At 61.6% G+C, this 14,910-nt stretch carries 12 protein-coding genes, 2 tRNA genes and 1 pseudogene; 5 read left to right on the top strand and 10 right to left on the bottom strand.

What is annotated here, in order from left to right:
• The 5 genes from FJ404_05680 to FJ404_05660 all read right to left on the bottom strand — a co-directional run.
• A partial coding sequence (locus FJ404_05680) for a DUF1549 domain-containing protein (GenBank protein ID MBM3822365.1) occupies nucleotides 1–1,037 on the bottom strand: 1,037 nt, incomplete at its 3' end.
• A gap of 82 nt (nucleotides 1,038–1,119) precedes the next feature.
• Nucleotides 1,120–2,685, bottom strand: a complete 1,566-nt coding sequence (locus FJ404_05675; GenBank protein MBM3822364.1) for a sulfatase — start codon at nucleotides 2,683–2,685, stop codon at nucleotides 1,120–1,122.
• On the bottom strand, nucleotides 2,682–4,298 hold the full coding sequence (locus FJ404_05670) for a hypothetical protein (GenBank protein ID MBM3822363.1): 1,617 nt from the start codon (nucleotides 4,296–4,298) through the stop codon (nucleotides 2,682–2,684). The genes FJ404_05675 and FJ404_05670 overlap by 4 nt, the downstream gene beginning before the upstream one ends.
• Nucleotides 4,253–4,717 (bottom strand): hypothetical protein, encoded by a 465-nt coding sequence (locus FJ404_05665; protein MBM3822362.1) that lies wholly within the window; start codon nucleotides 4,715–4,717, stop codon nucleotides 4,253–4,255. Before FJ404_05665 ends, FJ404_05670 begins: the two co-directional genes overlap by 46 nt.
• 58 nt (nucleotides 4,718–4,775) lie before the next feature.
• A complete protein-coding gene (locus FJ404_05660; GenBank protein MBM3822361.1) occupies nucleotides 4,776–4,976 on the bottom strand; it encodes a hypothetical protein in 201 nt (66 codons plus the stop codon).
• A gap of 426 nt (nucleotides 4,977–5,402) precedes the next feature.
• Here FJ404_05660 and FJ404_05655 point away from each other — a divergent pair, with 426 nt between their 5' ends.
• From FJ404_05655 to FJ404_05645, 3 genes are all read left to right on the top strand, one after another.
• Nucleotides 5,403–6,248, top strand: a complete 846-nt coding sequence (locus FJ404_05655; protein MBM3822360.1) for a type II secretion system protein — start codon at nucleotides 5,403–5,405, stop codon at nucleotides 6,246–6,248.
• A gap of 222 nt (nucleotides 6,249–6,470) precedes the next feature.
• Nucleotides 6,471–7,073 (top strand): hypothetical protein, encoded by a 603-nt coding sequence (locus FJ404_05650; GenBank protein ID MBM3822359.1) that lies wholly within the window; start codon nucleotides 6,471–6,473, stop codon nucleotides 7,071–7,073.
• Nucleotides 7,074–7,227: 154 nt separating this feature from the next.
• Nucleotides 7,228–7,881 carry a hypothetical protein gene (locus FJ404_05645; GenBank protein MBM3822358.1) on the top strand — a complete coding sequence of 218 codons (654 nt, stop codon included), beginning with the start codon at nucleotides 7,228–7,230 and terminating at the stop codon, nucleotides 7,879–7,881.
• 274 nt (nucleotides 7,882–8,155) lie between these two features.
• Here FJ404_05645 and FJ404_05640 read toward each other — a convergent pair whose 3' ends face one another.
• Entirely contained in the window at nucleotides 8,156–8,401 is a 246-nt protein-coding gene (locus tag FJ404_05640) for a hypothetical protein (GenBank protein MBM3822357.1), read from the bottom strand.
• A 262-nt stretch (nucleotides 8,402–8,663) separates the two neighbouring features.
• Here FJ404_05640 and FJ404_05635 point away from each other — a divergent pair, with 262 nt between their 5' ends.
• Nucleotides 8,664–9,155, top strand: a complete 492-nt coding sequence (locus tag FJ404_05635) for a hypothetical protein (protein ID MBM3822356.1) — start codon at nucleotides 8,664–8,666, stop codon at nucleotides 9,153–9,155.
• Nucleotides 9,156–10,042: 887 nt separating this feature from the next.
• Nucleotides 10,043–13,084, top strand: a complete 3,042-nt coding sequence (locus FJ404_05630) for a hypothetical protein (GenBank protein MBM3822355.1) — start codon at nucleotides 10,043–10,045, stop codon at nucleotides 13,082–13,084.
• Between the two features lie 310 nt (nucleotides 13,085–13,394).
• Here FJ404_05630 and FJ404_05625 read toward each other — a convergent pair.
• The 4 genes and pseudogenes from FJ404_05625 to FJ404_05610 all read right to left on the bottom strand — a co-directional run bounded on the left by FJ404_05625 (nucleotide 13,395) and on the right by FJ404_05610 (nucleotide 14,902).
• Nucleotides 13,395–13,559, bottom strand: a pseudogene (locus tag FJ404_05625) (RtcB family protein).
• A gap of 175 nt (nucleotides 13,560–13,734) precedes the next feature.
• Nucleotides 13,735–14,319, bottom strand: a complete 585-nt coding sequence (locus tag FJ404_05620; GenBank protein ID MBM3822354.1) for an HNH endonuclease — start codon at nucleotides 14,317–14,319, stop codon at nucleotides 13,735–13,737.
• 255 nt (nucleotides 14,320–14,574) lie between these two features.
• Nucleotides 14,575–14,648: transfer RNA gene (locus tag FJ404_05615), tRNA-Gln, on the bottom strand.
• A gap of 178 nt (nucleotides 14,649–14,826) precedes the next feature.
• Nucleotides 14,827–14,902, bottom strand: a tRNA-Arg gene (locus tag FJ404_05610).
• Nucleotides 14,903–14,910: the final 8 nt, after the last annotated feature.

Genomic DNA, 14,910 nt, shown 5'->3' with positions numbered 1-14,910 from the left:
TTGAACAACGCCATCATCCCGTAGTAATCGCGCTGCGTCATCGGATCGTATTTGTGGTCGTGGCATTGCGCGCAGGCCATCGTGAGGCCGAGCCAGGTCGTCGCCGTGGTGTCCACGCGGTCGAACATGGCGACGAAACGTTGCTCTTCCGCGATGGCTCCGCCCTCGCCATTGAGCAAGTGATTGCGATTGAAAGCCGTGGCCAGCTTTTGCTCCGGCGTGGCCTTGGGCAGCAAGTCACCCGCGAGCTGCTCGATGGAAAATTGATCGAACGGCACGTCCGCGTTCAACGCGCGCACCAGCCAGTCGCGCCACAACCATTGGAACGAATCGCCGTCCTGTTGGAATCCATTGCTGTCCGCGTAACGGGCCGCGTCCAGCCACGGCAGTGCCAGCCGCTCGCCGTAATGCGGCGAGGCCAGCAGCCGCTCCACCAACTGCTCGTAGGCGTCGGGCCGCGGGTCCGCGAGGAAGGCGTCCACTTCCTCCGGCGTCGGCGGGAGGCCCACGAGATCAATGGAGAGCCGGCGGATGAGCGTGGCGCGATCCGCCTCGGGCGACGGCTTGAATTCTTCCTGCTCCAGCTTCGCGAGCACGAAACGGTCGAGGTCATTGCGCGCCCACGGCTTGTTCTTCACCGCTGGAACCGCCGGGCGCACCGGCGTCTGGTAGGCCCAGTGCGCTTGATACTCCGCGCCGGACGCGACCCAGTGTTTTAAGGTCTCCTTCTGTGCCGCCGTCAGCGTGCGATGCGACTTCTCGGGAGGCATCAAATCGTCGTCCGTGGCGAAGATGCGCCGCACCAGTTCGCTTTCGCCGGGTTTGCCCGGAACAATCGCCTTGAGCTTCAACGCCGTCTCGCGGTCGTCCAGGCGAAGGTCGGCCTTGCGATGATTCGGATCCTGGCCGTGGCAGTAGAAGCAGTTCTCCGAGAGGATGGGCCGCACGTCCCGGTTGAAGTCCGGTTTGACTGGCGTCGCCGCGAAGCCCGCGCGCACCGCCAGCAGCAATACAACAATGGTTGTCGGCCAGTTCATCAATGAGCGCAGTTTCCGACCCTCGGCGCGCGCTGGACATTCGCAGACCGCCAAAGCCTATCGGGGCACGATTCTCGGAGAATCATGGTCCTGTATTAACTGATGATTTCATTGGCGTCGCGGGTTTTTCACCCGGACCTTCTGAAACAGTCACATTACCCGCGGGCCGCGCGTGCGTCGCGCGAACGCCGGTTAACGAGTCGCCGAGATCAGCGCGAGCCCTGGCTGCTTCTGCTTGCAGGCGCGTCACGATGTCGGGATGCGCGCCGGCTAGGTCGCGGGTTTCGCCGGGATCACGCTTGAGGTCGTAAAGCGCCAGTCCGAGCTTGTCGACGCGATAGCCATGCCGGCTGGCGATGCCGCGAATGCCGGAGACTTCGATGGCCTGCGGTTTCATGTTCTCCCAGGTCGACGGCTTGCCGCCGCGTCCCGGCGCGGCGGCGACGGTGAGATACTCGTGCGGCAAGTGCAGCTTCCAATCGCCAACCCGGACGGCGTGCAATTCCTCGCCGGAGTAGAACCAAAACGCGTCGCGGCCCTTCGCCCCTTTTTGGCCGAGCAGAAGGGGCGTGAGGTCCGTGCCGTCGATCTTTGCTGACGGCAGCGAAGCCCCGGCGAGGCGCGCGAAGGACACGTAGAGGTCCATCGTGGTCACGAGTTCATCCGTCACGCGACCGGCGGGCACGCGGCCCGGCCAGCGCATCAGGCAGGGCACCCCCACGCCGCCGCCGAACGTGGTGAGCTTGCCTTCGCGCAGCGGCCCGGCCGAGCCGGCATGTTCGCCGTAGGAAAGAAACGGTCCGTTGTCCGACGTGAACACCACCAGCGTGCGCTTATCGATTCCGTGCTTCCGCAGCGTGGTCATGATTTCGCCCACCGACCAGTCGAGTTCCTGCACGACATCGCCGTAGAGGCCGCGCTGGCTCGTGCCCTTGAACTTCGCCGACGCGAAGATGGGCACATGAGGCATGATGTGCGGCACGTAGAGGAAGAAGGGCTTGTCCCTGTGTCGCTCGATGAACCTCACCGCGCGCTCCGTGAGGCGGCGTGTGAATTGCGACTGGTCGGGATCGAGTTCCGTAACCCTCTCGTTTTCGTAAAGCGGCAGAGAGGGAATGCCGCGCGTGGTGGGATGCAGCGGCCCGTTGTCGTTCGAGTAGGGGATGCCGAACCATTCATCAAAGCCACGCCGGGTGGGGAGAAACGGCTCGCGATGACCGAGATGCCACTTGCCGAAGATGGCCGTCGCGTAACCCTGCCCCTTGAGCAATTCACTGAGGAGCCTCTCGTTCTGGTGAAGTCCGGTCTTGCTGGTGTGATTCAACGCGCCCGCCATCCCGACGCGGTTGGCGTAACAGCCCGTGAGCAGCGCCGCGCGCGACGCCGTGCAAACCGCCTGCGCGACGTAGAAGCTGGTGAAGCGCGTCCCCTCCCGCGCGAGCCGGTCCATGTGCGGCGTGCGAATGTCCTTCGCGCCGTAGCAACCCAGGTCGCCGTAGCCGAGATCATCCGTCATGATAAAAACGATGTTGGGCTTTTCAGCGCCCCTCAGCTCCGCCACCCACAGCGCCTGCAAAGAGCACGCGGCGGCCACCAGCGTGAGCCACTTCAGACTCAGACGGGATTTCAGGTTCGGTTTGCCATTCATGGCTGTCCTTTCGCTTTGGTGTTCATGCGCGCTGGCGGCGTCCAGATGGTGGCGGCGATGTCGCGTTCGGCCTTTTCGTTTTCCTGCCAGTAGTAAATGGTCACGACCTTGCCATCGGGCCGGAGGGCGTTGCGCGTGTAGCCAATGTCTTCGTCGCCCCCGCCGTTGCGCAGGATCAGTTCCCCGCCCCAGGTCGCGCCATCGTCCTCGCTGATCTTCGCCCGGATGGAGGTCGGGCCTTTGATCGGCTTGCGATAGCCGTAGGTCAACACCAAACGCCCGTCATGGAGCCGCGTCAGCGCGGGCGGCGTCGTGCCGGCTTCGTCGCCCACCGGCGTTGAGGCCAGTTTCCAGGTGCGCCCGTTGTCCTCGGACACCCGGCAATCAATCCAGCCTCTCTTCGGATACGCCGAAAGGTTGCGGATGCAACAGACCAGTCTGGTGGGACTCGCGCGCACCGTCGCGGGCATCAGGGCCACGTCGTGCCGGGTTTCCGAAGGCTCCGTGACCCGGCTCACCAGCGATTCCTGGGTCCAGGTCAATCCCCCATCCGCGGTTTTGACCATATAGACCATGCCGCCGTTTTCGTTGCGTTTGATGCCCACCTTCGATCCCGACCAGAAGGCCAGCACGCTGTTCTTGTCCTCGACCAGGTAGTCCGTTCGCAGTTGCCACGAAACCTGATCGAACAGCGGCAGTTGAAATGGCCCCTTCCAGGTCACGCCCCGGTCCGGCGAGTGGTAGAGATAGCCGCCCCATGAAAAGTGCAGAATCGTGTTCGGGTCGGCGAAGTTGAGCGGGGTCGTCAGCGCGGGCACCCCTTTCAGCGGCGGACCGAATTCCGGGAACTTGGCGCCGGCTGGGCCGGTGAAAGTCGGCTCCGTGATTTGGATGGGCACAGCCGTGTGTTGCGTCCAGGTCAACCCGCCGTCGAGGGAACGCGACTGCTCGATGCCGATGGGCTTGTCGAAGTTGATGTCGTGCGAGCCCACCGGCTTGTCCTGGAACTCGCCGCCACGGTATTGCACGAGCATTTCGTTGCCCCAGCTCCAGATGCCGCCGTTGGCCGGCCACCCGTAACAGCGGCCTTTTTCGTGCCGCACGGTAACGTGGGTGGCGCCGCTCATCTCGCGCGGCTGGGTTTTCGCCGGGCCGGAAGCGGGTTCGACCGACGCCGGCTGGAAAGTCTCCAGGGCGGGCAGGGTTGAGGGCATCCCGGCGGCGGGAATCTCCAGGCCCGCCGTCCAGCAAATGCTGTTGAGCACGAGCTTGCGCAGGTCGTCATTTTGCCAGTTGCGGTAGAAATGCGGCATGACGATCGCAATCCCGCGACCGCCTTGTTCGCGTTCGAGGCTCCAGGCGACGGTCTCTTCCTGCGGCGCTTCGGGCGGGAGCAGTGCCGTCGCGAGGGGGGTGAAGGTGCTGCCGGGCGACCTGGCTGGGAAGCGGTTCTTGTAATACGGCTCGTCATGCAGGCCAAACGGCTTCACGCCGCGCAGCGCCGGATGGTCCGTCTTCGTTGGCGTGATGGTGGCCTGCAAGACCCTCGGAACGGTGCCGCCTTCGTTCACCGGAATGAAGTTGGAGAACCCGCCGAACAAATGGTCCAGCATGGACCGAATGGCCGCGTCGTCGGCTGCGGGGGGTTGACCCCGATCGCGTAGTGAATGGCGACGAATCCGCAGCGCTGGTCCGCGAGCCACGACAATTGCTCCAGAATCGCGCCGGTGTTTTTGAACCGGGCTGGGGGAAACTGGTCGCCGCAGAAGACGATGGCCCGCGCGCCGGACAGTGTGCCGGGGTTCTCCGGCCAGCCTTCGTGTAGATGCGTTTTCGGCAGTGCTTGAAGGCCCGAATGCTCTAGGCAGTATTTCAGCAGGCGAGCGCCGGCCGCCACTTCATGGGTGCCGGGCGGATGATTGGAGGGGCCGACGATGAAATGGATTCCTCCAGCGCCGCCCGATTCGGCGGCGAAGAGCGACGTCATCCCGAGCGCGAGGAGAGAGGCGAGCACGAAGCTACGAGTGTTCATGGCGATTTACACAGTGTTTTCCGTTGTTTCTGTGGGCTCATGGTGAACGAGACGCGGTTCATGTGAGGGTGAAGTTACGCAGCATGGCGAGCACTTCCGCCGACCGGGAACGATGGATCTGATGGTAGTGATTATCCATGAGCACAAAAGCATACAGTTCGGCCCGGAAGCGGCCAGGAAGTTCCTCCAACAGTCCCAGGAAACGCTGCCGGTCCTGGTGGATTCTAATGATGGCATCTCCACCGTTGCTCCGGCTCATGATGAGTCACCATCCGTTTGGAACGTGGATCCTCAACGTTCTTGCCCAGCCTGCCGAATCGCCGACGGCCCGGCGGGTGAAGAACGAGGCCTTTCCATGATCTCCACGCGCTTGGTTCCCTTTGTCGCCCCGCAGGCTGGGCAGCCTACGCCACAGCCGACAGGGCTGTCTGCGTTCCCACGACCACCCGGTCACCGAAAACCTCGGGATGCACCGAGACGCCCTCGGTGCATCCCGAAGTTGCCGGGGATGCAGGTAGGGCGCGTCCGTCCCGGCGCGCCGCCGGAGCATGATGTTTTGCATCCCGTGGGCGGCGGGCTGGGACAGGCCCGCCCTACCAACAACATCGGGATACACGGAGACGCCCTCTGCGGCCAAGTTCCTCGTTGACAGGTCAGCCACCATCGTCAATTTTTTTGGATTCTCATGCCCGACCGGACCGCACGCGCATTGGGGTTCACTTTGATCGAGTTGCTGGTGGTGGTCGCCATCATCGGGATCTTGGCATCCATGCTTTTGCCCGCACTGGGCAAAGCGAAGCAGAAAGCGCGCGCCACCCAGTGTATTTCGAACCTCCGCCAGTGGGGCCTGGCCTGGACCTTTTATACGGACGAAAACAACGGGTCTTTCAGCCAGGGTTCCGCGGTTGGGTGGGCGCGCGGGGAGTGGTTGAATGCCCTGAGGAAACATTACCAGAAGCGGCCGTACCTGCTCTTGTGTCCGGAAGCCACGCGGCGGAGGCGGGAGGGTTCCCCTTCCCGCGAAATCCCCGCTGCGGCATCCTCGGGAGGGGTGGCGGTTTATGGCGGGCCCCGCACAGCCTATGACTTCCCCGTGCCGGACCCTGAAGCCTCCGGCGCTCGCAATGGATTGATCATCTCCAGCTACGGGCAAAACAACTGGGTATACGATCCTCCTCCGCAGATCACTGCGATCCAAGGGCGTCCCAGCCGGTATCACTGGCGGAAGCTCGATCATGCGACGCAGCCCACGGAAGTGCCGCTCATGCTCGATTCGATGTGGCGTGGGGGCGGACCTCACCATTCCGATCCCTCCGTGCTTGCCGCGCCCTCCTCCAATGGATTCTGGGGTGGTGCGGACATGGAGATGTGGCACTTTGCCCTCAAGCGCCACGGACGTTCTGTCAATGCCGTTTTCTTCGACGGTTCAACGCGAGCCTTGAAGCCAACCCAACTTTGGTCACTCAAGTGGAATGCGGAATACAACCAGCAGGCCATTCCGACGCGTGGTTTCCCGGCGTGGATGAAGTGAATGCGCAGCCGCGTCAGGATCGGAACCGCGCCGAGTCAAAAATCAATTTCCCATCCGTTGCAGGCGGCGGGCTTGGGCGTGGTCAAAGGCAGCCGGATTCGTCGCCGACATGCGCAGGCGCATTCCCGTTCCAGGATCGAGATCCGGCGGTGTTGGTTGAACCGTGGTAACCGTTTCCCTCTAAAACGTTAGGAGCCTGTGGTATGATCCATCCGGCTCTCGATGACCACTGAACCAACACAGCCCGCGCCAGCGGCTGACGACAGCTTTCGCACGACGCGGTGGACACAGGTGAGCCGTGCGCAGGCCGACTCCCCGGAAGGGCTGCGGGCTTTGACCGAACTGTGCGGCGCCTATTACGAGCCGGTGGCGGCGTTCCTCCGGTGCGAGTTGCGCGATGCCGAGGCGGCGCGGGATCTGGCTCACGATTTCTTTGCGACGATGCTGGCGGATGCGAGCGTGTTGTCGCCCGACGCGGCCTTCGACCGGCAATGGGCGGTAACCGTGCTGGCGCGTGCACTCGAAGCGCTCCGGCAGGAATGCGTCGCCGGGGGACGCGGGGAGTTCTTCGAGCGAGTCAAACCGTGGCTCACCGGCGAAGCCGCGCATGGCGACCAGACTGCGTTGGCGGCGCAGTGCGGGCTGAACGCGAACGCGCTCAAGGTCGCGGTCCATCGGTTGCGGTGCATCCCGATGTTGCCGGTGATGCAGGTAGGGCGCGTCCGTCCCGGCGCGCCGCCGGAGCATGATGTTTTGCATCCCGTGGGCGGCGGGCTGGGACAGGCCCGCCCTACCAACAACATCGGGATGCACGGCATCGGTTGAAGCGTCGGTTCCGCGAGTTGCTGAAAGCCGAGGTCGCCGGCACCCTGGAAGATCCTGGCGCCGTCGAGGCCGAGATGCGCGCGTTGTTCGAAGCCCTCGGCGGTTGAGAAAGAATCTTGGTAACCAATCCACGCCATCGCGTCAGGACACGGACATGAGCGAACCATCGCCAGCCTTGAACTCCTGCCCGCGGTGCGGGGCGACCCTGCCTTCCGCCGCCACGAAGGGGCTTTGTCCCAAGTGCCTCCTGGCCGAGGCGATGGTGCCGACGCAGGACGCGGATGAACCGGCTCCGTCCCGAAGGAGCCCTGCGCCCGCGGAACTCGCGCCCCACTTCCCGCAACTGGAAATCCTGGAGTGCCTTGGACGCGGCGGGATGGGCGTGGTTTACAAGGCGCGGCAGAAATCGCTGAACCGGCTCGTCGCACTGAAGCTGCTCGCGCCGGAGCGCGCGGATGATCCGCAGTTTGCAGTGCGATTTGAAAAAGAAGCGCAGGCCCTCGCGGCGCTGAATCATCCGCACATCGTCGCGGTGCATGACTTCGGAAAAGCAGGCGGCTTCTATTTCCTGCTCATGGAGTTTGTGGACGGCGTGAATCTCCGGCAGGCGATGAAGGCGGGCCGCTTCACACCGGAACAGGCGCTGGCCGTGGTGCCGCCGGTGCCCTTTGGTTCTGGAGCGTCACCGCGCACGACGGCACCGGCCGTGCTCTCCCGCAGCGCGCCGACCAGGGCACGAATTTCTCCCACGTCATCGCGCCGGGTGATACGCTTGACTGGTGGCAGCTCAACCTGCCCAGCCTCCTGACCCTTGGATTCGGTCAGATCCAAGAAATCGCCCTCTTCCGCACCCACGGCACCGCCACCGCACGCGGCGGGCAACCGATGGAAGCTTTTGTCCGCGTGAGCTGCGCTGACGCACCGGCAGGCTTCGTGACCAGCGGAACTTCGCGCATCGAACTGGGCCTGGCTCCACACGCGGTGCTGACGGAGGCGCGGCCCGGCTATCCCAGCCCCTCGCGCGATTCCGGGCCCGAGCCACGCGCGAAGTCTGGACTTTTGCCCTCGACGACGCCCGTCATTCAGTCCGCACTCGCCCCACCGCCGCGTTCCACTTTATCAAACACGTGCAACAGTGTTTCCTCCAGCGTTTCGTCAGTCGACATCCGCTTGTGCTTGGCCGAGTCCGCGAGGAGCGCGGCCAACTGCTTCTCGACGCGGTCCTCGATGGTTACCCGCTCGACCGGCAGGTTCGGCTCGCGCGCCGGAATGCCTTGGCCGAGGCGCAGCCCAGGATGGTTGGGATCGCGGACCTGCTTCTCGCTCATGCGCCACGGACGATCCTGCTGTCGCTCCTGGGCTCAATCCGAACGAGGCCCCTTCTTGGAAGGCTGGGAAGGATTCTCGTTTGGAGCCGCCGCCGCACTCGCCTTACTTTGAAATCGCGAATTCCCATCAGTTCACTCGAAGAGCTCGTCGAAATTTTCAGACAGACCTTACGGGGGAGAGACAAAAATCCAGGCAAGATCTGCTCGAACTCGAGCAATCCACGAGAAGCTCCGGACCGCCGGTGGCACATATTCCCGTCTTATGTGGCAAAATCGATCGGGATGGCTGGCGGCCCTCATCATGGCAGGACTCGTCCTGGGATGGGCGGCGGAGGACAAGGTCCGCCGTGCACAACCTCCCGCGATCCGAGAGTTCATGCGCCAGAAACTCAACCACTCCCAAGCGGTCCTTGAGGGTATCACGCTCGAAGACTACGACTTGATCTTGGTGAATGCGCGAAAGCTCGGGGCCATGAGCCAAGAGGGGGTATGGCAAGCTGTGGAAGGGACTGAGTACGCGGAGCACAGCGCTAACTTTCGTCGCAACGCCGCTGCGCTGGTCAAAGCCGCCAACCTGGCAAGCCTCGATGGCGCGACGCTTGCCTATGTCCGCATGACCATGAGCTGTGTCGAATGCCACAAATACGTCCGAGGCAGAAAGTCCGCCTCCCTGAACCCACCTCTCCCCTCTCAAGCCGTCTCCGTTGCGCCACTCGTGGCAGCCACCGCCGAGGTCGCTTTCCTGCCGCCCTAAGCCTCCTGACCCCCCTGATCCGGGAATGGAGCGTCTCGGAGATGATCCTGGGACAGATCAAGGTCGGCGCATTCTCGAAGGGCATCGAAAGGCAGCCTCCCCGAGAGGAGAGAGAATCGAAGGAGGAAGGAAGATGCTGGGAGATCGGGCAGCCGAAGGCTGAGTGCAGCCTCGGCACTACTCATTTCCCGTTCTGTCTGTCCGCATTTCCCCGAGACGCCACACTAATGTTAGAGCCTGTCCGGCTGCACCGCACCAAACAGAACAGACGAGCGCTGCCTCGCTACGCCCGGCGATGGAAGAATGAGCGACTCTTCGCCTGGCTCTTCAACTTCCGGCGTCTCGTGGTTCGCGACGAACGGCAGGCTAAAGACTTTCAGGGTTTCCCCCACCTCGGAGCTGCGAGGATCCTTCTCAGACATCTCTGAGATGGCTTCTGGTGCAACCGCCCCGGCGGCATGACCTCGTCCAAAGCAAAGGCTTTACGTCTGGGTCCGCTCGCTTGGTATCTCACGATGATGTCGGCCATCTCGTTGGAACTCGCAGTCAAACTGGCTGCTCGATGACGTTTTATCCTCCGAATCTACCCTTTGCCTCCGCCTCGCATAGACCGCACCCCGATGACCGCTTATGCTGGAAGGCCGAAAAATAATCGATTTTCGCTTGCGGAAAGGCTCCTGAAAATACATCTTCCCCGCCACTTTCAAAACGTTGAACAAGCATATTCACAACATGTGGCTCATGCGCGCACGGGCGAAGACCGGATCTCCTTTGGGGCAGGTCGCGTCCGCGCCGATGGCGAGCTCGATCCCTGAGTGCGGCAATTTGCGTTTTCCTGAGGTCCTTGGATCTCTCAATGTGCTCCTCAACTCTCCCACCTGATCACGATGAAGAAAATCACGAGAATATTGCAGGCGACGATCCTCTTTGCATGCACCTGGGTTGCGCTGGCTGATCGCTCCACACCGGACTCGACCCGGACGCAAATCGCGCTTCCACTCCGAACCGCGCCAACCATTGACGGAACGATCGCGGCCGGCGAGTGGTCGCTCGCTGGCGGCGCCGCGGGCTCGTTTTGGAATGTCACCTTCGACGACAAGTTGGACGACAAGATCCGCGGCGGGGCTCTCGGCGACGGCGCCGCCAATCCCCCGAAAGACTCGGCCGACCTGAGCTTCACTGTTTTTGCTGGCTACGATGCCAACAATCTCTACGTGGCCGTTCGAGTTAAGGATGATGTCTTGCAAGAGGATAGTGCTGCGGGTGACTCCGAGGACGGCACGACCTGGATGGACGACAGTGTCGAAGTGTTTATCGACGGCGATAACAGCAATTTCCCGCAGCGCGACACCAGCGGTTCGAATGCGGATGTCGTTGGCACGGGCGGGCAGTACGTCATTACCGTGAACAACGCGTATCGCCATGCCGAGGCGGGCAAGCCCGGCTACGGCCCGAACCAGGCGTGGTTTGCGAAGACGGCCAAGACGGCGGACGGATACGAAGCGGAGTTTCGAATCTCGCTGAAGTCGATTGGAAACCCGAAGCCGGGCGAGTTAATCGGGTTCACGGTGGCGGTCAACGACGACGACGACGGTGGCGGCGGCGAACGTCAGGTGATCTGGGTGGGGAAGCCGCACACGGAATGCAGCTATGGCAACTTGCTGCTCAGCGGGCGCGAGTATACCGCGCCGAAAACGGCAGCGCCGACCGTAGATGGTCGGATCCTTCCGAGCGAGTATGCGGGAGCGACGCCGATTCGGATCGATTCGAACAATGCCATTTTTGATATTCCGTCCGGGGACGACACCTTTTCGAACTCAGATCTCAGCTACAGCGCCTGGATTGTCCACGCGGCGGATGCGATTTACGTGGCGGTTGACATCACGGACGACTCGGTCAACACCGATTCGGCCGAAGCTGACTCCGAGGACGGCAACACTTGGGAAGACGATAGCGTGGAAATATTCTTTGATCCGAACAACAGTAAAGACCCCGGACGCGGCAGTGAGAAGTTTGAGGGACAGTATGTCATCTCGGCCAATGGAGCTCATCGCGATAACGAGGCCAACAACCCCGCCTTTGGGGAGAGTGGGGATTGGCACGCCAAGACGCAGAAAACGTTCAAAGGATATCAGGTGGAGTTTAAAATTAAGAAAAGCGCGCTCCTTAATCCCGCCGATGGCGGCAAGCTCGGGTTTCACATCGCCGTGAATGATGACGACGGCTCGAACCGGGAAGCTCAGATGGGTTGGAGCGGGCGTGCCCACAGCGAATTCACCTACGGCGTGCTCCATCTTGGCGGAGCCGCGCAAGTGTCGGTTGATCCCGTCGGACGCAAGAACGCCGATCCGACCCGCACTCAGTTCGCTCATTTCCTCGAAACGGCGCCAACGATCGATGGGACGGTCAAACCCGACGAATGGAGGCGCGCCGGCGGTGCGGCAGGCGATTTTTGGCGGGTCGTGTTCAATGACAAACTGGCCGACAAAATCCAAGGCGGTGCGCTGGGCGACGGCAGCAACAATCCTCCGAAAGATTCCGCCGACCTGAGTTATGTAGTCTACGCCGGTTACGACGCGAAAAACCTCTACGTGGCGGTGAAAGTGACGGACGACGTGATTCAAGATGACAGTGCCGCTGCGGATTCCGAAGACGGCACGACCTGGATGGATGACAGTGTTGAGGTGTTTGTGGATGGGGACAATTCGAATTTTCCGGTTCGCGATACGAGCGGGTCCAACCGTGAGTTGGTCGGCTCAGGCGGGCAATACGTTATTACCGTCAACAATGCCTATCGACATGCCGAAGCGGGTAAGCCCGGCTATGGCGGCGATCAAGTGTGGTATGCCAAGACAGCGAAGACGGCCGCGGGCTACGAGGCTGAATTCCGGATTGCGCTCAGTGCCATCGGCAACCCGAAGCCGGGCGAACTGATTGGGTTCACGGTTGCGGTCAACGACGACGACGACGGGGGCGGCGGCGAACGTCAGGTGATCTGGGTCGGAAAACCTCACATCGAATCGAGTTACGGAAACTTGATTCTCGGAGCCCGGAGCTACGACGCCGTGAAATCTGCCGCACCAACGGTCGACGGCATCATCAGAGCCGCCGAGTACGCCAACGCACAAGAGATTCGCATCCACTCCGAAAATGCGGTTTTTGACATCCCTTCCGGGGACGATACGTTTGAAACCGATGATCTGAGCTACCGCGCGTGGGTTGTTCATTCAGCCGACTCGGTCTTTGTCGCGGTCGACGTCATGGACAGCGTGGTGACGACGGATTCCGCCGAAGCCGGGTCTGAAGATGGGAATACTTGGGAGGACGACAGCGTGGAAATTTTCTTTGATCCGAACAACAGCAAAGACGTCGGACGCGGCGGTGAGAAGTTTGAGGGACAGTATGTGATCTCGGCCAATGGAGCGTGGCGGGACAATGAAGCGAATAACCCCACCTTTGGTGAATCGGGTGATTGGTTTGCCAGCACGAAGAAGACGCTGAAAGGCTATCAGGTGGAGTTTAGAGTGAAGAAATCAGCCCTGCTCAATCCCGCGGACGGCAGTTCGTTGGGCTTCCACATCGCGGTCAATGACGACGATGGAGCCAACCGCGAAGCGCAAATGGGTTGGAGTGGTCGAGCGCACAGCGAATTCACCTACGGTAAGCTCACGCTCGTGGGGAGCGGATCCTCCGGCGGCGGGAACATCTCGATTCGAAGCGCGACCATTGCGGGAAACAACCTGGAACTGACGGTGGCCACGTCGAGCGCTACGGGAAATCATGTGATTCAGCGAACCCCGCAACTCAGTCCGATTCAGTGGACGGATGTCTCGGGTGTCACGTTCCGACCGGGCTCGGGCGGAACGATCATTGGCACGTTCCCTAAACCCGCTGCTCAGCAGGAATTCTATCGCGTTCTGCTGAGATAGAGGGATTGCCCCCCCGGTCAGGGACTTTTCCGATTCCGCGCTCTCCGCAGTGAAGAACGAGAGGGAGCACGATAACTGAGCACGAGGTTTTCGAGATCAGTGGCAGAACTCAATTCTGTCCGCGTGGAGTCATTGGTATGATCTTGTAGCCGCTCGCTACAGGGCCAAGGCGGGCTCCCGACGCGTCGGCTTCAAGATGCCATTTCGCAAGCACCGGATGAATTGAGCGGACCAGGCACATCGTGCTGGCTCCATCGAAACCCAGCATCAGGTCTGCTTCCACCCCGTCACTCCAAAACTATTGTTCTGCTCAAGCCGCCCCTTTCAGGCTCATCTCGGAATCTTTGATGACGAAGCGGGCATTAAGTCGTGCGACTTCGCTTGCCAGTCCAGCGGCTTTCACGGAATCGAGCACTGCGTTGAAGTCTTTATAAGCGGCTGGCGCTTCGTCCTTCGGATAAAGGCGGCAATCCGTGGTGTGGATTTGAGTTGGGGTCATATTGGCAGTTCTTCCTGAGTTGAACGACGACTTCGATTTCTCAGATGATGTGGACACTGAAAACCGGCAAATCGTCGGCAGGTCGTTCACAGTCATAGTCTATTTTACATGGTTGGGCAGGGCGAGCCTTGCGGCCCGCCCGCCCGTTGATTCATTCCTTCACGAACATCTTCCAATCCACGATGCCGTAGGCGTTGCGAATGAGTGCCGTCACGGGCAGTTCCTTCGGTGCGCGCGGCAGGGTGAGTAGCTGCAAGCCAGCCTCGTGCGGCAGGCGGTTGCCTTTCTTCGCGTTCACGGCCTTGTCTGCCCACACGAGATTGTCCCAGGCGTCCTTGCCGCCGCGGGAGCGGGGAAGAACGTGGTCGAGGCTGCCTTCGTCAGGGCGCAGAAGCTTGCCGCTGTACTGGCAACGATTGCCGTCGCGTTCGCGGATGGTCTTTGCGCAGAGCTTCGGACGCTTCTTGGGCACCTTCGCGAAGTTCATCGCCACAATTACGGTTGGCACGCGGATCGCACCGCGCACAGTCTGGACCGCGTTGTCGCCATCGCGGATGGGCAGCGTGATCCACTCGTCCCACGTGACGGGGCGGATGTGGTTCTCGCCGTCAATTTCCAGCGCGGTCGCAACGTTCGTGGCCATTTGGCAGAACGCCTCCTGTGGCGTGCGAATGTTCATCGCCTGCCAGTTGCGGTTCAGCACCAGCACAATGGTCTTGTTCAGTATGTCGCTCATAAAGCGTTTGCACACGGCCGCTGCGTTTCGCGCAATGAGGTGTTTGTTCTTTGTTGGTGCTTGCGCACGGCCATGGGAAATGGGCTGCCTCGCCTGGCTTCGCTCCAGGTCCTCCGGTGTCAGAGACCGGCGCACTCCTGATGATGCAACGAGGCCATGGTCGCCCGAGAAGGTTCTGCCCCCTCGATTTCTGGGTGTAGGCCAGACGTGATGCTATTTCACCACCGGGCGGGTTGAAGCTCGACTTGCCAGGACTGGCTGCCAGGGCTGGAATCGCACCAGCATTCGCGCCTTCAAAGGGCGCTGTCCTACGATTAGACGACCCGGCAATGAATTGGTGGAGCCGGAGGTAGTTGCAACCTCACCCTACCGGATTAAAAGTCCGGTGCCGGTCTGCTGTGGCTTCGACTCCTTGAAATGAATGGGCGAGAGAGGACTTGCACCTCCAAGGCTCATAGACTCTCGATCTGCGCGGTCTGCTTTTCCCGCTTAACCACCCGCCCAAAGTGGTGTCCCCAGCCGGACTCTCACCGACAACCTGACGCTGAGGACACGTCTGCTCTGTGGGTTGAGCTATGGGGACAAATGGGT

It is taken from the genome of Verrucomicrobiota bacterium (assembly GCA_016871495.1).
In the GTDB taxonomy this organism is placed as follows: Bacteria; Verrucomicrobiota; Verrucomicrobiia; order Limisphaerales; family VHDF01; genus VHDF01.
Note: the sequence above shows the minus strand (reverse complement) of the source record. Positions and strands in the feature narration are given on the sequence as shown.

Excerpts from the sequence above, each read along its gene's own strand:
- FJ404_05675 (MBM3822364.1), bottom strand. The coding sequence starts at position 2,685 with ATGAATGGCAAACCGAACCTGAAATCCCGTCTGAGTCTGAAGTGGCTC.
- FJ404_05670 (MBM3822363.1), bottom strand. The coding sequence starts at position 4,298 with ATGCTGGACCATTTGTTCGGCGGGTTCTCCAACTTCATTCCGGTGAAC.
- FJ404_05665 (MBM3822362.1), bottom strand. The coding sequence starts at position 4,717 with ATGAACACTCGTAGCTTCGTGCTCGCCTCTCTCCTCGCGCTCGGGATG.
- FJ404_05660 (MBM3822361.1), bottom strand. The coding sequence starts at position 4,976 with ATGAGCCGGAGCAACGGTGGAGATGCCATCATTAGAATCCACCAGGAC.
- FJ404_05655 (MBM3822360.1), top strand. The coding sequence starts at position 5,403 with ATGCCCGACCGGACCGCACGCGCATTGGGGTTCACTTTGATCGAGTTG.
- FJ404_05650 (MBM3822359.1), top strand. The coding sequence starts at position 6,471 with ATGACCACTGAACCAACACAGCCCGCGCCAGCGGCTGACGACAGCTTT.
- FJ404_05645 (MBM3822358.1), top strand. The coding sequence starts at position 7,228 with ATGAGCGAACCATCGCCAGCCTTGAACTCCTGCCCGCGGTGCGGGGCG.
- FJ404_05640 (MBM3822357.1), bottom strand. The coding sequence starts at position 8,401 with ATGAGCGAGAAGCAGGTCCGCGATCCCAACCATCCTGGGCTGCGCCTC.
- FJ404_05635 (MBM3822356.1), top strand. The coding sequence starts at position 8,664 with ATGTGGCAAAATCGATCGGGATGGCTGGCGGCCCTCATCATGGCAGGA.
- FJ404_05630 (MBM3822355.1), top strand. The coding sequence starts at position 10,043 with ATGAAGAAAATCACGAGAATATTGCAGGCGACGATCCTCTTTGCATGC.
- FJ404_05620 (MBM3822354.1), bottom strand. The coding sequence starts at position 14,319 with ATGAGCGACATACTGAACAAGACCATTGTGCTGGTGCTGAACCGCAAC.